At 61.0% G+C, this 17,198-nt stretch carries 13 protein-coding genes, 1 tRNA gene, 2 rRNA genes and 2 pseudogenes (1 of these 18 cut by a window edge); 14 read left to right on the top strand and 4 right to left on the bottom strand.

From position 1 onward, the window contains the following. The 8 genes and pseudogenes from D1820_RS07560 to D1820_RS07525 all read left to right on the top strand — a co-directional run. Positions 1-1,254: ribosomal RNA gene (locus D1820_RS07560) — 23S ribosomal RNA — on the top strand; it begins 1,574 nt to the left of the window's first position. Positions 1,255-1,372: 118 nt separating this feature from the next. Next, positions 1,373-1,487, top strand: a 5S ribosomal RNA gene (rrf, locus tag D1820_RS07555). A gap of 146 nt (positions 1,488-1,633) precedes the next feature. After that, positions 1,634-1,710 (top strand) — tRNA-Met (locus tag D1820_RS07550). Between the two features lie 262 nt (positions 1,711-1,972). Further along, positions 1,973-3,099 (top strand): IS3 family transposase gene (locus D1820_RS07545; RefSeq protein ID WP_118068317.1). Its coding sequence is split into 2 segments (ribosomal slippage): positions 1,973-2,237 and positions 2,237-3,099, totalling 1,128 coding nucleotides; the frame shifts between segments, so codons are not numbered across the junction. Positions 3,100-3,151: 52 nt separating this feature from the next. Next, a pseudogene (locus D1820_RS07540) lies at positions 3,152-4,237 on the top strand (IS3 family transposase). A 135-nt stretch (positions 4,238-4,372) separates the two neighbouring features. Continuing rightward, positions 4,373-5,449, top strand: coding sequence for a Hint domain-containing protein (locus tag D1820_RS07535; RefSeq protein ID WP_118068405.1), 1,077 nt, complete (start codon positions 4,373-4,375; stop codon positions 5,447-5,449). 247 nt (positions 5,450-5,696) lie between these two features. Then, positions 5,697-6,317, top strand: coding sequence for a 30S ribosomal protein S4 (rpsD, locus tag D1820_RS07530; RefSeq protein ID WP_014875431.1), 621 nt, complete (start codon positions 5,697-5,699; stop codon positions 6,315-6,317). Between the two features lie 207 nt (positions 6,318-6,524). Beyond that, entirely contained in the window at positions 6,525-7,097 is a 573-nt protein-coding gene (locus D1820_RS07525) for a PA14 domain-containing protein (protein ID WP_118068404.1), read from the top strand. 42 nt (positions 7,098-7,139) lie between these two features. Here the strand turns inward: D1820_RS07525 and D1820_RS07520 are convergent, their stop codons facing one another. Continuing rightward, complete coding sequence (locus D1820_RS07520) at positions 7,140-7,601, bottom strand: Lrp/AsnC family transcriptional regulator (RefSeq protein WP_014875429.1); 462 nt, start codon at positions 7,599-7,601, stop codon at positions 7,140-7,142. A gap of 156 nt (positions 7,602-7,757) precedes the next feature. Between D1820_RS07520 and hisC the strand changes: the two genes are divergently transcribed. From hisC to D1820_RS07505, 3 genes are read left to right on the top strand one after another with little or no spacing between them, the layout of a single operon-like run. Beyond that, positions 7,758-8,843, top strand: coding sequence for a histidinol-phosphate transaminase (gene hisC / locus D1820_RS07515; protein WP_118068403.1), 1,086 nt, complete (start codon positions 7,758-7,760; stop codon positions 8,841-8,843). After that, a complete protein-coding gene (locus tag D1820_RS07510; protein WP_118068402.1) occupies positions 8,840-9,760 on the top strand; it encodes a prephenate/arogenate dehydrogenase family protein in 921 nt (306 codons plus the stop codon). Before hisC ends, D1820_RS07510 begins: the two co-directional genes overlap by 4 nt. Beyond that, complete coding sequence (locus tag D1820_RS07505) at positions 9,757-10,620, top strand: extensin family protein (protein ID WP_118068401.1); 864 nt, start codon at positions 9,757-9,759, stop codon at positions 10,618-10,620. Before D1820_RS07510 ends, D1820_RS07505 begins: the two co-directional genes overlap by 4 nt. On the opposite strand, the gene D1820_RS07500 is transcribed toward D1820_RS07505, so the two are convergent. Next, positions 10,617-11,618: a DUF2125 domain-containing protein gene (locus tag D1820_RS07500; protein WP_254683377.1), complete on the bottom strand. Its 1,002-nt coding sequence runs from the start codon at positions 11,616-11,618 to the stop codon at positions 10,617-10,619. The genes D1820_RS07505 and D1820_RS07500 overlap by 4 nt on opposite strands. Before the next feature lie 67 nt (positions 11,619-11,685). On the opposite strand from D1820_RS07500, the pseudogene D1820_RS07495 reads away from it, so the two are divergent. From D1820_RS07495 to D1820_RS07485, 3 genes and pseudogenes are all read left to right on the top strand, one after another. Continuing rightward, positions 11,686-12,215: pseudogene (locus D1820_RS07495) on the top strand (gamma-glutamylcyclotransferase). Positions 12,216-12,293: 78 nt separating this feature from the next. Continuing rightward, on the top strand, positions 12,294-13,475 hold the full coding sequence (locus tag D1820_RS07490) for a biopolymer transporter ExbB (protein ID WP_096871971.1): 1,182 nt from the start codon (positions 12,294-12,296) through the stop codon (positions 13,473-13,475). Positions 13,476-13,478: 3 nt separating this feature from the next. Next, a complete protein-coding gene (locus D1820_RS07485; RefSeq protein WP_118068399.1) occupies positions 13,479-15,446 on the top strand; it encodes a peptidoglycan -binding protein in 1,968 nt (655 codons plus the stop codon). 10 nt (positions 15,447-15,456) lie between these two features. Here D1820_RS07485 and D1820_RS07480 read toward each other — a convergent pair whose 3' ends face one another. After that, positions 15,457-16,041, bottom strand: coding sequence for a DUF2087 domain-containing protein (locus D1820_RS07480; protein ID WP_102896543.1), 585 nt, complete (start codon positions 16,039-16,041; stop codon positions 15,457-15,459). A 187-nt stretch (positions 16,042-16,228) separates the two neighbouring features. After that, on the bottom strand, positions 16,229-17,194 hold the full coding sequence (locus tag D1820_RS07475; protein WP_118068398.1) for a M23 family metallopeptidase: 966 nt from the start codon (positions 17,192-17,194) through the stop codon (positions 16,229-16,231). Positions 17,195-17,198: the final 4 nt, after the last annotated feature.

The following is a 17,198-nucleotide window of genomic DNA, read 5'->3' as shown; positions in this document are numbered from 1 at the left end:
TAAACCGACACAGGTGGACTGGTAGAGAATACCAAGGCGCTTGAGAGAACGATGTTGAAGGAACTCGGCAAAATACCTCCGTAAGTTCGCGAGAAGGAGGCCCGGTTCCAAGGCAACTTGGAGCTGGGGGCACAAACCAGGGGGTGGCGACTGTTTATTAAAAACACAGGGCTCTGCGAAGTCGCAAGACGACGTATAGGGTCTGACGCCTGCCCGGTGCCTGAAGGTTAAAAGGAGGGGTGAGAGCTCCGAATTGAAGCCCAGGTAAACGGCGGCCGTAACTATAACGGTCCTAAGGTAGCGAAATTCCTTGTCGGGTAAGTTCCGACCTGCACGAATGGCGTAACGACTTCCCCGCTGTCTCCAACATCGACTCAGCGAAATTGAATTGCCTGTCAAGATGCAGGCTTCCCGCGGTTAGACGGAAAGACCCCGTGCACCTTTACTACAGCTTCGCACTGGCATCAGGATTGTGATGTGCAGGATAGGTGGTAGGCATCGAAACCGGAACGCTAGTTCCGGTGGAGCCTCCCTTGAGATACCACCCTTCGCACTCTTGATGTCTAACCGCGGTCCGTTATCCGGATCCGGGACCCTGCGTGGCGGGTAGTTTGACTGGGGCGGTCGCCTCCTAAAGCGTAACGGAGGCGCGCGAAGGTTGGCTCAGAGCGGTCGGAAATCGCTCGTTGAGTGCAATGGCAGAAGCCAGCCTGACTGCGAGACTGACAAGTCGAGCAGAGACGAAAGTCGGCCATAGTGATCCGGTGGTCCCAAGTGGGAGGGCCATCGCTCAACGGATAAAAGGTACGCCGGGGATAACAGGCTGATACTGCCCAAGAGTCCATATCGACGGCAGTGTTTGGCACCTCGATGTCGGCTCATCTCATCCTGGGGCTGGAGCAGGTCCCAAGGGTACGGCTGTTCGCCGTTTAAAGAGGTACGTGAGCTGGGTTTAGAACGTCGTGAGACAGTTCGGTCCCTATCTGCCGTGGGTGTAGGATACTTGAGAGGAGTTGCCCCTAGTACGAGAGGACCGGGGTGAACGATCCACTGGTGGACCTGTTGTTGCGCCAGCAGCAGTGCAGGGTAGCTATGATCGGACAGGATAACCGCTGAAGGCATCTAAGCGGGAAGCCCCCCTCAAAACAAGGTATCCCTGAGGGCCGAGGTAGACCACCTCGTCAATAGGCCGGAGATGTAAGTGCAGCAATGCATTCAGTTGACCGGTACTAATCGCCCGATAGGCTTGATCTGTTCCAGTAACAGTCAGTGACACAAGAACCAAAAGCAAAACACAAAACTTGGACTTCATGTCGATTGTATCTCCGCGACGTCTCAAAACCGAAACGTCGCGAATATGGATTTTCCTCGGTTTGGTGGTCATAGCGCAAGTGAAACACCCGGTCCCATCCCGAACCCGGAAGTTAAGCACTGTTGCGCCGATGGTACTGCGTCTTAAGGCGTGGGAGAGTAGGTCACCGCCAAACCTAGAAAAATCCATAAACACAAACGATACCAATAAAATATACCTTCAGACACAAACATCTGAAGACAAAAACGCTCAGTCACAACACGCGTGATCAAGCAGCGGCAGCCTCAGGCAACAAAACGCAATGAGGCAAAACTATACTGTCGCGGGATGGAGCAGCCCGGTAGCTCGTCAGGCTCATAACCTGAAGGTCGTAGGTTCAAATCCTACTCCCGCAACCAATATTACCAAAACATAACACATACTTACAGCCGCCTCCGGGCGGCTTCCTGCGTTTGGGACAAGCCCGCTGAAAGCACAAGGATGTAAACAGAGCCAAGAGAGGTCCTATGCTGCACCAACACCAACCCGCAGCGCGTCCAGCTGAAGTGGTCCGAGCAAACTGGACAGCGGATTAAGGTGTATCCCAAACCTTTGAAGGGATACTGAGCCTCCCCCCATGAAGTGGTCCGCCCCTATGTTTAGGAAAGCGGAGGACCATAGATGGCCAATAAGAGACCGAAGCCCGAAGAGATTGTCGTGAAGTTGCGGCAGGTTGAAGTGCTGATGGGGCAAGGCATGCCCCGGATTGATGCAATCAGACAGATCGGCGTGACTGAACAACCATACTACCGCTGGAAGAAGAAGTACGGTGGCATGGGTACAGAGCAGCTTAAGGAACTGAAGCGGCTTCAGAAGGAGAACGAGCGCCTGCGTAGGGCGGTATCGGACCTGACGTTGGACAAATTGATCCTGTCCGAGGCCGCAAAGGGAAACTTCTGAGCCCCTCGCGCCGCCGCGCCTGCATCGATCTTGTGCGCAGCCAAATGAAGGTTTCCGAGCGTCGCGTTTGCCGCGTCCTGGGCCAGCATCGATCCACACAGAGACGAGAGCCGGTTGGTCGGGCTGACGAAGACCGTCTGGTTGCGGACATGATCGAGCTGACACGCCAGTATGGACGATACGGCTACCGTCGGATTGCCGCTCTGCTGAGAGACGCAGGCTGGCAGGTGAACGATAAACGTGTCGAACGTCTATGGCGGCGAGAGGGGCTAAAGGTTCCAATGAAGCAACCCAAGAAGGGACGGCTCTGGCTCAACGACGGATCATGTGTCCGGCTGCGGCCAGAGTATCGCAATCACGTTTGGTCATACGACTTCGTGCATCACCGGACAGATGATGGCAGGGCGTTCAGGACATTGAACATCCTGGACGAACACAGCCGGGAGTGTCTTGCGATCCGGGTGAAGCGAAAGCTGAACTCGACCGAGGTCATCGACGCGCTGACGGACCTGTTCATATTGCGTGGTGTCCCAGCGTATATCCGATCTGACAACGGCCCAGAGTTCATCGCGGAGGCTGTCAGGGGTTGGATCAAAGCTGTCGGGGCCAAAACTGCGTTCATTGAACCAGGGTCACCTTGGGAGAATGGCTATTGCGAAAGCTTCAACGGGCGAATGCGCGACGAGCTGCTGAACGGGGAAGTTTTCTACTCGCTGCGTGAGGCGCAAATTATCATCGAAAGCTGGAGGAAACACTACAATACCAAAAGACCCCACAGTGCTCTGGGCTACCGCCCACCGGCTCCAGAGACCATCGTCTCGATGGACCAAAGGCCAACTATGCACTAACTTTTAATTTGGACCACTCAAGTGGGGCTGCTCAGACCAGTTCAAGGCGAAGGTGCCGCTGGAAGCGGTGCGTGGCGACAAGACGATCCAGGAGATCGCGGCGCAGCACCAGGTACATCCGAACCAGGTCAGCACGTGGAAACGCCAAGCGGTCGAGGGGATGGCTGATGTGTTTGCCCGTGGCGGTAAGCCAGAGGGGCCGACCGAGGCCGAGATCAAGGAACTCCATGCCAAGATCGGGAGGCTGGCCGTCGAGAACGATTTTTTGTCCGAAGGGCTGAAGCGGTGAGCCCGGAGAAGAAACGCGCGATGATCAAACGGGAACACCCTGAACTGAGCATCAGCCAGCAATGCAAGCTGGTCCGGCTCAGCCGGTCTGCGTTCTATAACACGCCTGTCGGCATAGATGCTGACACTCTGGCGATGATGAAAGAGGTCGATCGGGTGTTCACCAGAGACCCGATCTTCGGGTCGCGCCAGATCGCGGCCTATCTGCGAAGAGAAGGCACGGTCGTCGGGCGGCACCGCGTCAGGTGGCTGATGGCCAAGATGGGCCTGGAAGCGCTCTACAAACGTCCCAGAACCAGCCAGCCGCATCCCCAGCATCCGGTCTATCCGTATCTGCTGAGAAAGATGCATCGACCGGCCGAACCAGGTCTGGTGCGCCGACATCACCTTTGTGCCAGTGCGCACCGGCTTCCTGTATCTGGTGGCGATCATGGATTGGGCGTCGCATAAGGTTCTGAGCTGGCGGCTCTCGAACACGATGCACGTCGACTTCTGCGTCGATGCCCTGAACGAGGCCATCGCCAAACACGGACCGCCCGAGATCATGAATACGGATCAAGGCAGTCAGGTCACCGGTTCGGCCTGGAGCACGACGCTGACCGAGGCGGGTGTGCGCATCTCGATGGACGGTCGAGGCCGCTATCTCGACAACATCTTCATCGAACGGTTGTGGCGGTCATTGAAGCAGGAGGCGATCTATCTCGAGGAGATCAGCGACGGCTTCCAGGCCAGACGTGTCGTTAAGAATTGGATGGCATTTTACAATGCCGAGCGACCCCATTCCGCGCTTGATCGGCAAACGCCGGACGACGCATATTGGTCCGGCTCGCAAGAGCAAAGAGCAGCGTGAAACCTAAAACCGATACACCTTAGCGAAGCTGCAAAACTGTCCGAAATACTGGGACCACTTCAATGCTTTTGCATCGGGTCCGGTTCTGTTAACGTTGGCTTAACAAAAAAACGCCATAGGCAGGCAGTCGAGCATATGCACACAGGCTTTCGAGGCACCTACGTAATTTCGTGGGGGCAGACCGAGGTTGACGGTCTGCCGGGCGCGCCGGTATCCGCCGTCGCGACTGGGGCCAGTTGGCGGTGGGGCGGAGCGCCCTTGCGTGTTGACGGGCCGGGGAACCTTCTACAGTTGGAACCGAGCGATAGAGCGCGCGATTTGCGGCGCAGCGCCGCGCGCAGCGTGCGCCGGTTGGTGGGGCTGGCGATAGATCCCAAGGCTGAAGAAACCGGGTCGCAGGCTGCAGAGGCAGACGCCGGGACGGTGCTGCGTGACCGCCATTTTGTGGTCACGGACGGGTTGCGTAATTACACTGTCACCCTGATCGAGGTGGGGCAGGGGCAACGTCCGTTGTTGATGTTCGTGGATTGCCGGCCGCCGCAGGATACGGATCTCTGGATTGTAGATGTGCGGCTTGAGGGCTGCGACCGGGCGAATGTGACGTCCCATACCGGGGTGATCTGTTTTACGCCCGGCACGATCTTGCGGACGCCCGCAGGCGGGGTGCCGGTCGAACACTTGCAGGAAGGGGACTGGATCCAGACCCGCGACAGTGGTGCCCAGCAAATCCAGTGGATCGGTGCGCGGCGGATGACGGGCGCGCGCCTGTTTGTGGCGCCTGAGTTGCGTCCGGTGCGGATCAGGGGCGGCGCGCTTGGCATGCAGCGGCCGGATGCGGATCTTCTGGTCTCTCCCAGCCACCGCATGTTGTTGCGCGGGCCACACGTGCAGAGCCTGTTTAATACCTCCGAGGTGCTGGTTGCGGCGCGGGATCTGGTCAACGGGCGGGATATTGCCGTTGATACCCAGTTGCGCGAGGTCACTTATATTCATCTGTTGCTGTCGGATCATCAGGTGCTTTGGGCGAATGGGGTGGAGACGGAGAGTTTCCATCCAGCCCAGGCCGCGCTGAGCGCGCTGCGCTGCGAAGACCGGACGCGCCTGCTGCAGGTGCTGCCGGATCTGGAGGTGGATCCGATGCGCTATGGCGATTTTGCGCGTCGCAATCTGAGCCAGCCGGAGGCGGCCATCCTGCGCCACGCTGCCGCCTGATCCATCGCGGATCTGAGGCGGCGGGCCCTTGAATATTGCCTTGTTTTTCGGCGCAGGACATGGCGCCCGAAAAGCTGGTTGACTCTCTCCAGCCCTCGTCTATACACGCGGCTTCATTGGTGTTGGTGGCTCCCGCAAGGGAATGCCTGTCATGCCCGAAGCGCGCGAGTGAGTGCAACGCGGAGCAAGAGGACAACGCCCTTCGATGCAGCCATCTGGTTGCGATATAAACTGAAGGAGATCAGCCGTGACCAAACGCACGTCTGCCAAGTACAAAATTGACCGCCGTATGGGCGAAAACATCTGGGGCCGTCCGAAGTCCCCGGTGAACCGTCGTGAATACGGCCCCGGCCAGCACGGTCAGCGCCGCAAGGGCAAGCTGTCCGATTTCGGTATCCAGCTGCGCGCCAAGCAGAAGCTGAAAGGCTACTACGGCGACCTGACCGAGAAGCAGTTCCGCCGCATCTACTCCGAAGCTGAGCGTGTAAAAGGCGACACCGGTGAGAACCTCATTGGTCTGCTGGAACGCCGCCTGGATGCGGTTGTTTACCGTGCCAAGTTTGTTGCAACCGTTTTTGCGGCTCGTCAGTTCGTGAACCACGGTCACGTGCTGGTCAACGGCAAGCGCGTGAACATCCCCTCCTACCGCGTGAAGGAAGGCGATGTGATCGAAGTTCGCGAGAAGTCCAAGCAAATGACCGCGCTGCTGGAAGCTGTTCAGCTGGCAGAGCGTGATGTGCCTGACTACGTTGAAGCCGACCACTCCAAAATGACCGCCACCTTCGTGCGCGCACCGGGCCTGTCCGACGTGCCGTACCCGGTTGTCATGGAACCGAACCTGGTCGTCGAATTCTACGCCAAGAACTAAGTCCTGTCCGAACCGGACAAGACAGAGAAGGGGCTGCCATCGGGCGGCCCCTTTTTTTCGTTTGAGGGCCATTGCTGCGGTTTCGGCTGTCCAACGGCCGCGCCGCCTGGCATGCACCGTTGGCATTAGCGATTGTCAGCGGCCCCCTCGCAGACCTATCCTGCCCCCAGAGGCCCGTTCAGAGGCCATGGAACAGGAAGGTAGACGATGAAGATGACCCGTATTCTGGGGTTGGCTGCGATGGCGGCTGTGACGGCAACATTGACATGGGCGGCCCCCCTGCGCCTGACACCGGCGGATCCGCAGCCCCGCGGGCTGAAGCCCGGCCTGTCGGTGAGCTATGCCTATCCTGATGATGTAAAAACGCTGCGCAGCGCCGCCAAGGCGCTGGAAGCCGGAGCAGAAGTTGGTCCACCGCTCAAAGGGCTGGACTATCGCGATACCAGCGTTGGGCAGAAGGCGCTGACCTCAAAACGCTCTGAGAATGTCGCGGCGGATATTCGCGGCTATGTGCGGTTTGATGCGCCGGGCATCTATACCATTGATTTTTTGACCAATGACGGGATGCGCGCGGTGATCGGCGGTAAGGTTGTGGGCAAATTCGATGGTCGCCAGACCTGTCAGGAGACCTTTGCCCAGAAGGTGGAAGTGCCTAAAGCGGGCTGGTATCCGCTGCAGGTGCTGTATTTCCAGCGGTTGAACACCTCTTGCCTGCATATGCGGATGGGGCCGGAAGGCAGCCGTGTCTCCTGGATGCCGAACAAGGCCTTCGGCAGGTAACTGCGGGCGGCGATCATGATGCCGCGGGGGTGGTGCCCGCCGCTACAATGGCAGCGGGCGTCCCTCTGCGATGGCTTCCATCGCGAAATATGAGGTGACGCTGTCCAGCTCGACCCCTTCGATCAGGCGCTGGTAGACTTTGTCGTAGCTCGCCATATCTTCGGTCACCACCTTGAGCTGATAGTCGTAATCCCCGCCGATACGGTGGAAATCGACCACCTCGGGGATGGTCAGTACATGGCGGCGGAAAGTCTGCAGCCAGTCCGCGGAATGATGCCGTGTGCGCAGCATGACAAATACCACCAGATCCAGCCCCAGCTGTTTGCGGTCCAGCCGGGCGGTGGTGCCCTGCATCAGGCCGCTTTCCCCGAGGGTTTTCAGCCGTCGCCAGCAGGCGTTCTGCGACAGGCCTACTTGTTCCGCCAGATCGCGTTGAGACAGGCTTGCGTCACGCTGCAACGCGCGCAGTAGGGCAAGGTCGATGTGGTCCAGCTTATGCGTCATGGCGCCATCATAGGCAGTGGGCAAACGGGAGTTCAATCGCTCAGTGTTGCGGTGCTGCCCGGAACCGGACCCCTGCAACCGAAGGCGGGACGTCTTGCCGCTTTCCCATTGCGGTCAAGGTGGTTATTACGAAGCGGCATCTAAGGAGCATCTATCATGACCCACATCGCGCCGCAGCCTGGCATTCTGGATATCGCTCTCTATGAGGGTGGGGCTGCCCATGTGAAGGGGATGAGCAATGTGACCAAGCTCTCCTCCAATGAAAACCCGCTTGGGCCAAGTCCGAAAGCCATTGAGGCAATGCAGGCGGCGGTTTCCCAGATGCATCGATATCCAAGCTCGGATCACAGTGGCCTGCGGCAGGCCATCGGGGAGGTCTACGGCCTGCCCATGGAGCAGATCATCTGCGGGGCGGGCAGTGACGAGATCATCACCTTTCTCTGTCAGGCTTATGCGGGGCCGGGCGATGAGGTTTTGTTCACCGAGCATGGCTTTGCCATGTATCGCATCAGCGCGCTTGCCGCCGGGGCGACACCAGTTGAGGTTGCCGAGCGCGACCGTGTCACAGATGTTGACGCCTTGCTGGCCGGCTGCACGGAGCGTACGCGGCTGGTGTTCATCGCCAATCCGAACAATCCCACAGGCACCATGATCGGCGCCGCTGATCTGGCGCGTCTGGCGGATGGTCTGCCCCAGGGCGCGCTGCTGGTGCTGGATGGGGCCTATGCGGAATATGTCGAGGGGTATGACGCCGGTGCCGCGCTGGTGGCCAGCCGCGACAATGTTGTGATGACACGCACGTTCTCCAAGATCTACGGACTGGGCGGCGCGCGGGTTGGCTGGGGCTATGCGCCAAAGCCGATCATCGACGTGCTGAACCGGGTGCGGGGGCCGTTCAACCTCTCTTCCACCGCGCTGGCTGGGGCCGAAGCTGCGGTGCGCGATACCGATTACACCGAACATTGCCGTCAGGAGAATGCCAAATGGCGGAGCTGGCTGGCGGAGGCTCTGGCGGAACTGGGCATCCCCTCTGATACCTCCTGCGCCAACTTCATTCTGGCGCGGTTTGCCAGCCCGGAAGAGGCCGGCGCCTGTGACACGTTCCTGCAGTCGCGCGGGCTGATCGTACGCCGGGTTTCGGGGTATAAGCTGCCAGCAGCGTTGCGGATCACCGTCGGGGATGAGACCGCCTGCAAAGCGCTGGTTAAGGCGATGAAAGCGTTCAAGGATGACGCAGCATGAGCGCGCCGATCTACACCCGCATCGCGTTGATCGGTCTTGGCCTGATCGCCTCCTCCATGGCGCATGCCATCCGCCGTGGCGGGCTGGCGGGCGAGATCACCGGCTATGCCCGCAGCGCCGAGACCCGCGAGACCGCGCGTCGGATCAACCTGTGTGACCGTGTCTGCGATACAGCTGCGGAGGCGGTGCAGGACGCTGATCTGGTTGTGCTCTGTGTGCCTGTGGGGGCGATGGATGCTGTGATGGCGGACATTGCGCCGGTGCTGAAACCCGGTGCCACGGTTTCTGACGTGGGGTCGGTCAAACGCCATGTGATCGACGCGGTGCAGCCGCATATCCCTGCGGGCGTTCATTTTGTGCCCGCGCACCCCTTGGCCGGGACGGAACATTCCGGGCCAGAGGCCGGGTTTGCCGAGCTTTATGACAATCGCTGGTGCCTGCTGGTGCCGGTGGAGGGCAGTGATCGTGCGCCGGTGGACCGCCTGCGGCAGCTTTGGGAGGGGATGGGCGCCAATGTTGATGAGATGGATGCTGATCACCATGATCTGGTTCTGGCCGTCACCTCCCACGCGCCGCATCTGATCGCCTATACGATGGTTGGGGTCGCCGACGATCTGCGCCGGGTGACCGACAGTGAGGTGATCAAATATTCGGCTGCGGGGTTCCGGGACTTTACCCGGATTGCGGCTTCCGATCCGACCATGTGGCGCGATGTCTTCCTGACCAACAAGGATGCGACGCTGGAAATATTGGGTCGCTTCACGGAGGAGCTGTTTGCGCTGCAGCGGGCGATCCGCACCGGAGACGGCGAGCATCTGCACCAGTATTTCACCCGCACCCGCGCCATCCGCCGTGGCATTATCGAGGCGGGGCAGGATACTGCCGCACCAAACTTCGGCCGCGAGACCACATCATGAGCCGCGGCTGGGCGGCGGGACTGCGGGCTCTCTCAATCGCAGCTGGGCTGACCGCCCTGATCGCTGCCAGCGCGGGGGCCACGGCAGCCAATGCACCGGAGCGTTCCCTACGGCCCAATGCGCGCCCCGATCTGGTGTCAGGCGCGACAGTGGCGGCTGCTGTGCTCCCTGCCACGGCAGAGCTGCGGCCTCAATCGCGCCCGCAGTCGGAGCAGGCTATCGCCCTGGCCGCGTTGAGCCTGCCGCTGATGCCCGCGGGGCCTGATGCCTCTCTGCGCCCACATTTGCGCCCCGGTGATTTGGCGGAGAAGATCCTGTTTGGTAAACGCAAACGCCGCAAGACCTCTGTCTGCGGTGATATCGACATTCAGGGCAGCAAGGTTGGCACGGTGCCCGGTCGGCTGAACGGTTGCGGGGCAAAAAATGCCGTGCGCGTGCGCTCGGTCGCGGGGGTAACGCTCAGCCAGCAGTCGGTGATGACGTGTGACACGGCACGCGCGCTCAAGAAATGGGTCGAGCGGGATGTGATCAAGGCCTTTGGCCGCCGTGACAAAGTGGTCTCCATGCGGGTGGCTGCGCATTATTCCTGCCGCACCCGCAACAACCGCCCGGGGGCCAAGATCTCCGAACACGGGCGCGGCAAGGCGATTGATATCTCAGGCTTTGTTCTGGAGAGCGGCAAGGTGATTACCGTGCTGAAAGGCTGGACCGCGCGTGCCACGCGCAAGGGGCTGCGCAAGATGTGGAAAGGCGCCTGTGGTCCATTTGGTACCGTGCTGGGGCCGCTGTCAGATCGCTACCATCTGGACCATTTCCATCTGGATGTGGCGCGCCATCGCGGCGGTCCTTACTGTCGTTAACGCAGGACCAGACGGGGCGCCGGGCCAAGGGGCAGCGGCCCGAGTGCGACATAACCGGATTTGAGCGTCAGCGGCAGATCAAGGTCCCGGTGATTTCCGCCAAGACCGGCGAAGACCTGCAGCACCTGTTCAATGCCCGCGCGTACGCGGGGCGGCAGGTTGCCTGCGGTCTCTGCTAATTGCAGAATGTCCTGCCAGTTCTCGACCTGCAGCGCTAGGTCGCCCTCCGGCAGGCCGGTTTCATCAAGGTGGATTTCACCCGTGGCCTTGATCCGCATCGGTCCCCAGCGGGCTTCGGCGAGGTGGAGCGTGATATTGCGGGGTTGCGGGCGTCGCAGTTCAATCGCATTGCGGTCCCAGTGCGTGTCGAAGGTGACCGTCATCTCGGCAACGACCGTTTCCAGCCGTTCGGGCAGCCCCTCTGTTGCGGCCAGATGTTGGCGCAAGAGCGGAGGTGGCGTCAGGCCGGTCCCTTCTGCGCGGATCTGGTAGCGGTTTGGCGCGTCGGTCTGAGCCATCTCCAGCACAAAGGCCTGCCCACCAAGGTCGGTATTGTCCTCACTCCGTACCGTCCAGGGGCCAGCGGTGATGTGTAGCTGTTCCAGTTCTCGTGCGGATCCGGGGGCCAATTGCACATCTGCCTGCAGCCCGTCCGCCTGAAGGATCGCCGTCTTATCAAAATAGGACAGCCGCTGTGGTGTCTGCGGCAGATGCAGTGACAGGGTGCCGGGCCAGAGTGCCAGGCTGCGGATATCCAGCCAGTCGGCACGCCATGCGGTGCCGGTGCCGGGGTCGGCGAGGGTAGGGGTGGTGATCCGGTGATGATGATACAGCGGAAAGCCCGAGGTGCGCAGCGACCCGTAATCGGCCTGCCAGCCCTGTCGCTGTTGCTCGGCAAACCAACCATCAAGCCCCTGACGCAGGCCCCAGCCCGCGATGGCCCAGTAAAGGCTCCAGACGCAGGCGGCCATCAACAGCAGTTTTGTCCATCGGATCATCATTCGGCCTCTTTTCTGGACGTTGAATTTGATGTTTATAGACCGCGATCAAAAAAGGGCCAGCGTCATGACCATGTGGGTATTTGGATACGGATCTTTGTTGTGGAACCCGGGCTTTCCGGTGGCCCGCCGCGAAGTCGCGACACTGCCGGGCTATGCCCGGTCCTTCTGCATGAAATCCATCCATCATCGCGGCAGCGAGGAGAAGCCGGGGCTGGTTCTGGCATTGGACGCGATAGATGGCGCCGCCTGCACCGGGATCGCGCTGGCGGTTGAGGCGGGCCACGAGGAACAGACATTGCAGGAGCTGCGGGCGCGGGAGCTGATCTCCTCGGCCTATGTGGAGAAAGATCTGACCGTCCAGCTGGCCAGCGGGGGGACGTGACCGCGGTCACCTATGTGATTGACCCGGACCACAATCAATATTGCGGCGGCATCAGTCTGGAAACTCAGGCGCGGATCATTGCGGAGGCGGTGGGCGGACGTGGCCCCAATACCGAATACCTCTTCAATACGGCGGAGCATCTGGCCGAGATCGGGTTGCGCGATGCCGATTTGGATTGGCTGTCGGCGCGTGTGCGGGATCTTGCATCATAAAGCCTTGGCTCTTTTGAGGTTTTGCCTATAGGCTCCGGTTCTGCAAGAGCACCAAAAAAGTGTCAGGAGCCACAGACCATGGCGCAGCCAGACCGCGAAAGCAGGCCGCAGTTTTCCCAACCGGTACGCCAGATCATCATGATGCTGATTGCCCTTGGGCTGTCGGGGTTTGGGGCCTTTGTGGCGCTGCCGCGGGTCCTGCCGGTGTTTGAGGCCAATCCCTGGCTCAACGGGTTCATCCTGCTGGTGTTTGTCTTTGGTGTGATGGCCTGTTTCTGGCAGGTGCTGCAGCTGATCGGTTCGGTGCGCTGGATCGAAGGGTTCGCCGCCGGGGTGACCAGTGACGATGATCGCCCGCCGTCGATGCTGGCGCCGCTGGCCTCTCTGCTGCGCTCACGCGGGGCGCGGATGCAGCTTGGGTCCTCTTCGACCCGGTCGATCCTGGATTCCGTTGCCACGCGGATCGATGAAGAGCGCGAAATTACGCGTTATATCGTGAACCTGCTGATTTTCCTTGGCCTTTTGGGAACCTTCTACGGTCTGGCCACCACAGTGCCTGCGGTGGTGGACACCATCCGCAGCCTTGCCCCGCAGGAGGGGGAAGAAGGTATTGCGGTGTTCAACCGGCTGATGACCGGGCTTGAGGCGCAGCTGGGTGGCATGGGCGTTGCCTTTGCCTCATCATTGCTGGGGCTGGCAGGATCGCTGATTGTCGGCTTGCTGGAGCTGTTTGCAGGCCATGGTCAGAACCGGTTCTACCGCGAGCTTGAGGAATGGCTTTCTTCTTTCACGCGGGTCAGTTTCTCCTCCGGCGAGGAGACAGGCGGCGGCGACAACAGCGCGCTTGCCGGGGTGCTGGACAGTATGACCGAGCAAATGGATGCGCTGCAGGCGATGTTCGTCCAATCCTCCGAAGGGCGCGCCGGGGTGGATCAGAAGCTGTCCGCGCTGGTTGATGCGATCACGGATATGAACCGGCGGCAGGATCAGTCCGAAGGCACCGCGCGCGCGCTTGAACGGGTGGCTGTCGGGCAGGAAGCCCTGACCGAGCTGATGCGTGCTCAGGGGGATGTTGGGCTGGACGCCGAAAGCCGGATGCGGCTGCGCTCCATCGATGTGCAGATGCTGCGTATTCTTGAAGAAATCTCCGCCGGTCGTCAGGAAAGCCTGGCCGAGTTGCGCAAAGATATCGACCTCTTGGTCAAGGCCTTTGCCAGACCACGTGGATTGGGCCGCAGCGCGCGCGGATCCGAGGATTAAGCGATGGCCCTGTCACGTCGCACCGGACAGCGTTTTCAGGCCTCGATCTGGCCGGGATTCGTAGATGCGATGACCGGGTTGCTGCTGGTTCTGATGTTTCTCCTGACTATTTTCATGGTGGTTCAATTTGTCCTGCGGGAGACGATTTCCGGACAGGAAAGCCAGCTGGATGAGCTGGCAGCGGAAGTTGGGGCGCTTGCTGATGCTCTCGGCCTCGAAGAGCGTGCGAACAGCCAATTGCAGGCGCGTCTTGGGGCGCTGTCGGCCACGCTTGGAACCACCCAGGGTGCGTTGGAAACTGCAGAAGCAGACCTTGCAGCTGCGCGAGGCGAGATCAGCGATTTTGAGGCGCAGGTCGCCCAGTTGCTGCTGCAACAGCAGGACGCCAACGCTACCATTCGTGATCTGACCGCAGAGCGCGCAGCGCTGCAGGCGGCACAGAGCGATCTGGAAGGGGAGCGGGATACGCTGGCGCAGGCTCTTGCGGCCAGTCGCGATGAAATTGATGCCCAGACAGAGGCTGCGCGCCTTGCCGCAGCCAAGCGGGAGGCGCTGGAAGCGCTTGTTGCCGACCTCGAAGGGCAGGCGTCTGAGGCAAGTGCAGCAGTCTCGCAATTAGAAACGGAGCTGACCGATGCCGAGGCGGCGCGTCTTGCCGAGGCGGCTGCCGCAGAGGCGCTGCGAAATCGCTTGAAGACGGCAGATGCGGAATTGACGGCGATGACACTGGCGCTGGAAGAACAGCGTCAGGCGGCTGAAGATACGCTGACTTTGCTGGCGGCAGCGGAAACCGCCAAGGGGCAACTGGATGCGCAGCTGGCGGACGTCTTGGAGAAGCTAGACGTCGCGAAGGCCACTAACGCGGACCGTGACGCATTGGCCGAGCGCCTGACCCGCGTTCTGGCGCAGTTGGAAACCACGCAGACCAGTGCGGATGCACAGGTTGCCGCGTTGCAGGCAGAGCTGGAGCAGCTGCGCGAGAGCCGCGACGCGGCAACGTCTGAGCTGGAAAGCACGGCGACAGCACAGGCCGAGACGGAACAGCGTCTGCTGGAGGCGCTGTCTAAGCTGGAACAGGCCAATGCAGCAGCTGCTGACCGGGAGGTGCTGCAACAACGCCTGCTGGCGGCGCTGACTGAGGGCGAAGAGCGCGCCGTGGAAACCGCAGATCTGGCCAGCCTCGCCGAACAGCGCGCGGCCCTCTTGGCCCAGGCCCGCGAAAGCCTCAGCACGGAGCAGGCGATTTCGGAGGAGGCGCAGCGACAGACGGCACTTCTCAACCAGCAGGTTGCGGCGCTGCGAGAGCAGCTCGGCGGGTTGCAGGCGCTGTTGGATGACTACAAGGCCCGCGACGCTGCTCAATCGGTGCAGATGCAAAATCTCGGTCAGGATCTGAACGCCGCACTGGCACGGGCCGCTGCGGAGGAACGCCGCCGCCGTCTGCTGGAAGAAAGTGAGCGCAAACGACTGGAAGCCGAAGCAGAACAGCTGAGCAGCAAGGCCCAGGATCTGGAGCAATACCGCTCGGAATTCTTTGGCCGCCTGCGAGATGTACTGGGCAATCAGGAGGGGGTGCGGATTGAGGGCGATCGCTTTGTCTTTGCCTCTGAGGTGTTGTTTGCCCCGGGGAGCGCGGATCTGTCACCGGCCGGGCGGGCCGAGATTGGCAAGGTCGCCGGTATCCTGCAGGCTGTTGCGGCGGCAATCCCGCCCGAGATCAACTGGATCATCCGTGTGGACGGTCACACGGATGATACGCCGCTTGGTATCCACCCGAAATTTGCCGACAACTGGGAGTTGAGCCAGGGCCGCGCCCTGTCGGTTGTGCGCTATATGGTGCAGGCGCTGGGCATCCCGCCCGAGCGCCTGTCTGCCAATGGGTTTGGCGAGTATCAGCCGGTGAACCCTGCACAGACCGCAGCGGCCCGGGCGCAAAATCGCCGGATTGAGCTGAAGTTCACCGAACGCTGACGGGGCTGTGTTATCGCCTTGGCGTTCTGCCCTCTGGTCCCGCAGTCGCGAGCGCTGAGCGTTGTTTTCGCCGCGCTGATAGGCGGGATATCAGCGCCTTCGCCTCGGTCGGTGGTTCCTGCTCAATCCGCCTGTAGTTGCTGCCATCTCGCTGACGCGTCAGCAGGCCGCAGGAAATCATGGTCCGGCGCAGGGTCGCGGGGTCCTTGAACTCATGTTCTGCCAGCAGGATCCTGTTCACCTCCGTCTCGCTTAGCAACGTGTCAGGCGGGAACACCGCCCATAGACCAAAGAGCGCAAGAGTCTGTACCGCCCGTCGGGAGGGCCAGCGCAGCAGTCGTCCTGAAGCGTCAAATTGGGTGAGTGTGCGTTCAATCAGCCGGTGGTCAGCGGGGGCGGCCGTGTTGGCCTGCGCCAGACGTCCGGCAGCGGCCTGAACGGCGCGCTGGTGTTGCAGGTTCTGAAACCCGGCCGCGCGCGCCAGCATATTCATCAGCGTCAGGTGGGGTGGGCTGGCCTCCCCCAGTTGACGGGCCAGAGCGCGGGAGAAATGCGACAGGTCATCGACCTGTAAGGGAAGAGATTTGCGGGTCATATTGCATCCAATTGGCGCCCGTCCTGGTCGTTGGTCGCTGGCTTGACGACGCGGCGCCATCTGCAATGGAAACCGTTCGATTGGATGGCAGGTTTAGCTCTCCCATGCGGGAACAGCGACGCCTCGGTGTCTGCCGACCGTGACCCTAGCCTAGCGGGTACGTCAGGCGAGGCCAAGAGGCTTTGGTCTAGTCCACCGTCATGTCCTGCTGGTGCTGATCAATGACCTCTCCGTCACGCATCAACGTCGCCGTGGCGATGTAGCGACCGGGGGATAGCCCGGCGCCGCGGACCCTCTTGCCAGATGCGCGGAACAATTGCGCCTGGGTCTTCTCCAGCCGCTCTGTCTGCTCCAGGAAGGGGCCGCCAGGCCCGTCGATCCGCAGCATCAGCTGATCGCCACTGCGCGCCCCGAAGGCATAGGCCCAAAAGACCAATGCGCCTGATCCGGCGGGCAGGGGGGCCTGATCTGCGGTCCCGGCCTTGATCGCGGCGAATTTCGGGACATGATCGGCAAACCCGCTGCCAAGAAACCCGCCAGCCTGATAGGTGATGTCGTCTGCCCAGAGCGGTTCACCGATATCAGATCCGCAACCCTGCTCCATGCGGGGGCCGAACGGATCGACCGTCTTGCCATCCTTGCGCACGGAAAGGTGCAGATGCGGGAACTGGGTGTTGCCGGAAAGGCCGATCTCCCCCAGGGGAGTGCCTGCGGTCACCTTGTCGCCGGACTGCACAAGAATGGAGCCGCGTTTCATGTGGCAGTATTGGGTTTCCCAACCGTCGCCATGGCGCAGCAGAACCCCGTTGCCGCATTCGCGCCCTTCAATGGCCGGATCGCCGGGGCCGGTGGAATAGCGGTCTTCCATCCCGTCGCGGCTGCCAGCCACGGTGCCGTCTGCGGCGGCGAAGATGGTGACGCCAGCATCCATGTCGCTGAGGTAGGGCAGGGCAATGTCAGTCCCTTTGTGCCCATCGTAGGTAAGCGGATTGCAGGTAAAATCCTGTGTCGCCGGCCCCAAAGCGCGGTCGACATATTGCTGGATCTGGCAGCTGTCACCCAAGGTGCAGTCGACGGGCCAATCCAGAACAAGATCGCTCGCCGCGACGGGCGCGGCGAGCGATGAGATAAATGCCAAAGGCAGGAGCCGCATGGGG

It is taken from the genome of Phaeobacter sp. LSS9 (genome assembly GCF_003443595.1).
GTDB classification, from domain to species: Bacteria; Pseudomonadota; Alphaproteobacteria; order Rhodobacterales; family Rhodobacteraceae; genus Phaeobacter; species Phaeobacter piscinae.
This window is presented reverse-complemented; position numbering and strand designations above follow the sequence as displayed.